Here is a 4,574-nt window from a genome sequence, read left to right as displayed (position 1 = left end):
TGATGCCTTATGTTATGATGACGCATCCTGAGAACAAGTGGCCTGATTTTAGAGGTTTTCATTGGAAAAATTACTTGAACGAGGTTGAGAATGATATTGAATATATTGAGAGTATTGAGTATGATTTGTTAATTCAGTGAAGCTTTATAAATAAACACCAGTATACAACACAAAATATAAAACAGTTGGTAATCAATGGTTTACATAGGGAGGGGAGAATGTTTTCAAATCACTTTTTTATCGGTGGATAAAGACGCGCTCCATAAACCCAACCGTTTCATATTGTTAAACGTTGGGCTCAATTAAATAGATAGTCAATTGTTAATAGTTTAGAAATGAATTGTAATTTCTCAAACAAATAAATTCGTTGAAATGAAAAGATTATTATCTGGATTAGTAATTATAGCAATAATGTCAATTGTATTACATTCTTGTAAGAATAAAGAGGATAAAATTAGTACTGATAATCAGAAAAAAAGTAAAAACTCTATGCCGCACTTAAATGAAGATATCTACGAACCGGGAATGGACTGGAAGTTAGCTTGGTCAGATGAATTCGAGACCAAGACCATCGATAAAAATATATGGAATTTTCAGGTAGTGGAAGCCGGACGCTTTAACGATGAATGGCAACACTATACGGACAGTAATGAAAATGCTTATATCGAAAACAATTGTCTTGTTATCAAAGCTATTCACGAAAGCTATGTTCATGGAATGGGCCAATACACTTCAGCACGATTGCATACTGCGAATAAGCGCGTCTTGAAGTACGGAAAGATAGCGGCCCGAATGAAGCTTCCGCATGGTGAAGGCATTTGGCCTGCGTTTTGGATGCTTGGATCAAACATAGACGAAAACGGTGGTGACACACCCTGGCCACAATCTGGTGAAATTGATATTCTAGAATTGTATGGCTCTAAAGATGATGCGGTTATCGAGGCTAATGCTCACTATGCTGACGCATCCGGATCACATGGAATGATGGGAGCAGCTTCTTTCAAACTGGAACAAGGTAAGTTTGCCGATGCATTCCATATATTCGAATTGGAATGGGATGCAACTAGGATTGCATGGTTTGTTGATGGGCAACAATTCGCGTCAATCCCAATTTCGGCCGTTGAACTTTCTGAGTTTCGTAAAGAATTTTTTATCCTCCTTAATATTGCTGTAGGTGGTACTCACGCCGGTCGCCCAGACTCCACTACCACGTTCCCTCAACACATGTATATCGACTGGGTAAGAGTTTATAAGAAAAAAGTATGAAAATAATCAATTTTGGTTAATCTCCTCGTAGGATTATACTATTAGGTAAAAATAACTGAGCCCAACAAAGAACTGAGTTAAAAAACAAGCCTTTTTATACTAATTTTGAAACAAAATTTTAGTAGAAAAGAGAGGGATTAGCTGGTGCTGCCGAAGTTTATCTTCACCGTGTATATTAACCTTAATCCTCTCTTTTGTTCTTTCTAATTTATTTATCTAATTTAATGAAATACAAACATAAGACGTGTATAATTAATTGCTTGGTTCACTCCTATTTACAAAAATCCTCAAGGATTTTCTATTCGGTTTATATTTGTTAATTTAGTTGATGAATCACGCAACGAAATCATACACGAACACGTTAGTCTATATTATGACTAACCATAATATGAACTCGTTGGTGGTAATTATGTCTCGTCCTAAAAAAAGACGGCATAATTTTAAACAATATTTATAAAAATTAGACAAAAAATGAAAAGTATTATCACAGCAATTGTTTTTACAGGAATTTTGATTTCTTGTAATTCATCAGACAAAACTAAAAACACAATACAGGAATCCTCTAAAACAAAAACTGCAATAGACAGTGTATCAAAGGATGTCAAGAAACAATTAAAGGCTATTGATACTGATGAAGCTTTAATTGCAACCGCATTAATGGCTGCTCCCGCGGAAAGCAGATCGACATGTAAAGTTATTGGATATAATATGGCTGGCGAATTTGTGACCCTGAGAGAAGGAGATAATGAATTTATTGTTCTGGCAGATAATCCTAATCAGGATGGATTTAATGCCGCATGTTATCATAAAGGCCTTGAACCCTTTATGGCAAGAGGAAGAGCCTTGAGAGAAGAAGGAAAGACTGGACAAGAAATTTTTACTATTCGTGAAGCCGAAATGAAATCGGGTCAAATTAAAATAACTCCTGGGTCGACTTTGCACATCTACTTCGGAGAAAAAACGATGTATGACCCAGAATCCTCAAAAGTCGAGGGTGCTCAACTCCGCTATGTCGTATATTTGCCATGGGCCACATCAGAATCTACTGGTTTACCAAAAACTCCAATGGCCCCAAACCATCCTTGGATTATGAATCCCGGAACACATAGAGCGCATATAATGATTTCACCTTTTGCAGAAGATAAAGAGTGACCTAAATAAGAAACTAAAATAAATGATGGTCACAAAAGAAAACAAAAAAAACTACTGATTAATCAGTAGGTTAAAATGTGATCGCGACAGGATTCGAACCTGTGACCGTCTGCTTAGAAGACAACTAACAATACCTATTTAACATGCTGTATTACAATTATTTATATTTTTTAATAATTTCTTGCATACACTTTGCATACACTTTAAAATGATTTTATTGTACTAATATTATCATTTTTTAACTCATAAACTCGTTTATTAATATCAAGTATTGTCTTATAAAACTTCTTTTTAAACTTCCCAAGCTCTTCATCATAGTTTAATACATCATCTGGTAGACGCACCCATATTTTTCTGGTTTCTCCAAGAATATCAGATTTGAGTGAGTCAATGTGACCAATAGTGATTTGATTGTCATTACTTAATTCTGAGTCGCTTTTGTTTGACTGATCACATAGCCATTAGGGCTATAATCAAGAGTGTAAAGGTCTTTTTCATATTACGGTGGTTTGTTGTCACTAACGTGTTCGTGTATGGTTTCGTTGCGTACTACGTTAACAAAAAGAAAGAAACCCATTGTTCAATAGCGAGGAAATTTTGAAAGGAATTTCAGGCGCAATGAACAATGCACGTTGTTGTAGCCAGTTTATAATCTCACATGTTATTTGTTGAAAACATATTTTATACCAGCTGCATAAGAAATTGGGTATGTGTTTTCGTAGTTGCTTTTTGTGTATTCAATTGATTCAACTTGCAACCATGGATAATTTGCGTCTTTAATCAGATCAATTAGTTTGATACATTTTGCACGATCATTACTTGTGGAAAATGAATAATGCAGTTTTTTATTCGATTGATTTTCTGAAATATTATCTTTTTCAATTAATTCTATTATCGCAGATGCATATTTGGGCGAAGGGTCTGTGACTATGAAGTTCTCAAATACCGAAGTTTCCTGATTTTCAATAAAAAGAGCCATAAGTACCAAGCCACCTTCACTACCTTTTCCAATAAATGTTCTTGTTGAATTATTGGTATATTTAGCGTCAACAAATGATGCCATATTTTTATAAACTTCATATTGGTATTGAAATGTTTCCGGTACAGCATCAATATCAGGTATGTTTTCTAAACTAACAACCAAGGCATCAGAGCCCGCCTTCTGCTGTACACCATCAATTACCTTTTCAAATTCGTCAGTTGCTAGTTTAAAATGCTGTTCTGTAAAATCTATTAAATAGATAGCAGGCAGATCTTTATTTGTTGCATATGAGTCAGGTAAATAGATTTTTCCTTTTGTGTTTATTCCATTTGATGAGAATGTAAAAGTTTCTATTCTCGATACGGAATTGGTTTTATCATCTCTTACACTTGAAAATGAAAGAACTCCAAATATCAAAATTAGAAATCCAATTCTAAATACCATTTTTGTTTCCATATTCTCATTTTTTTAATTGGCCACAACGGGTTGGCTATGCGCAGTAAACCATAGGGTATTGCGTATAGGCTTTGTTGGCAAACGTTTTTAGGGTCACTTTTTATTTATCCAATCAATTACAAAAGGCAAAAGATGTTGAGGGACAATATGACCTCCATCAAATGTTTTGTAGGTAACTTCATATCCATTATTAATCAGAAGATCACGTGCTGCTTCTGCATATTTAAATGGTACAGCCGTGTCTTTTTCACCTTGAATAATCAGAGTTCTTACACCCTTGCCGTCTTGAATATCATCTGTACCCAGCCAATCTTCATCAACTACAGATCCGAAGATAATCATACCGTCAATTTTGTCATGATGATGGATTCCACTTAGGTAGGTGATAATGCCACCTTGTGACATGCCTGCAAAATAAACTTCCCCAATGTTGTACTGCGCTTTTAAATCTTCAATAACCTTATCCATCTGCTTTTCAGTGGTCACACGCATAGCAGATATTTCTAATTCGGATGCAGGTCTTTCCAGCATTATATAGGACGAAATATCATACAGAAACCACTCATAGCCAATAGTTCCGTCATTTCTTAAATAGCTGTATGGTGCTTCGGGTGTTGCATAAATAAATCCGGCATTGGTAAATGGTTTGCTAAAACTTTGAAAATATTCAGCTGTACTACTAAATCCATGAAGTCCTATTACCAGAGTATGGCTTTTT

Annotated in this window: 4 protein-coding genes; 2 read left to right on the top strand and 2 right to left on the bottom strand. The window is 35.1% G+C overall.

The window, feature by feature from the left end:
- Positions 1-372: 372 nt before the first annotated feature.
- Both AC15TD_RS07355 and AC15TD_RS07350 read left to right on the top strand, forming a co-directional pair.
- Entirely contained in the window at positions 373-1,266 is an 894-nt protein-coding gene (locus tag AC15TD_RS07355; RefSeq protein WP_484451490.1) for a glycoside hydrolase family 16 protein, read from the top strand.
- Between the two features lie 471 nt (positions 1,267-1,737).
- On the top strand, positions 1,738-2,418 hold the full coding sequence (locus AC15TD_RS07350; RefSeq protein WP_484451489.1) for a hypothetical protein: 681 nt from the start codon (positions 1,738-1,740) through the stop codon (positions 2,416-2,418).
- A gap of 661 nt (positions 2,419-3,079) precedes the next feature.
- On the opposite strand, the gene AC15TD_RS07345 is transcribed toward AC15TD_RS07350, so the two are convergent.
- Together AC15TD_RS07345 and AC15TD_RS07340 are read right to left on the bottom strand one after the other, a co-directional pair.
- The gene (locus AC15TD_RS07345) at positions 3,080-3,856 is read right to left on the bottom strand and encodes an alpha/beta hydrolase family protein (protein ID WP_484451488.1); all 777 of its coding nucleotides are present in this window, start codon (positions 3,854-3,856) and stop codon (positions 3,080-3,082) included.
- 93 nt (positions 3,857-3,949) lie between these two features.
- A partial coding sequence (locus tag AC15TD_RS07340; RefSeq protein WP_484451487.1) for an alpha/beta hydrolase occupies positions 3,950-4,574 on the bottom strand: 625 nt, incomplete at its 5' end.

The organism is Yeosuana sp., assembly GCF_057126245.1.
The sequence above is the reverse complement of the archived record's forward strand: the minus strand, read 5'-3'. Positions and strand labels throughout refer to the sequence as shown.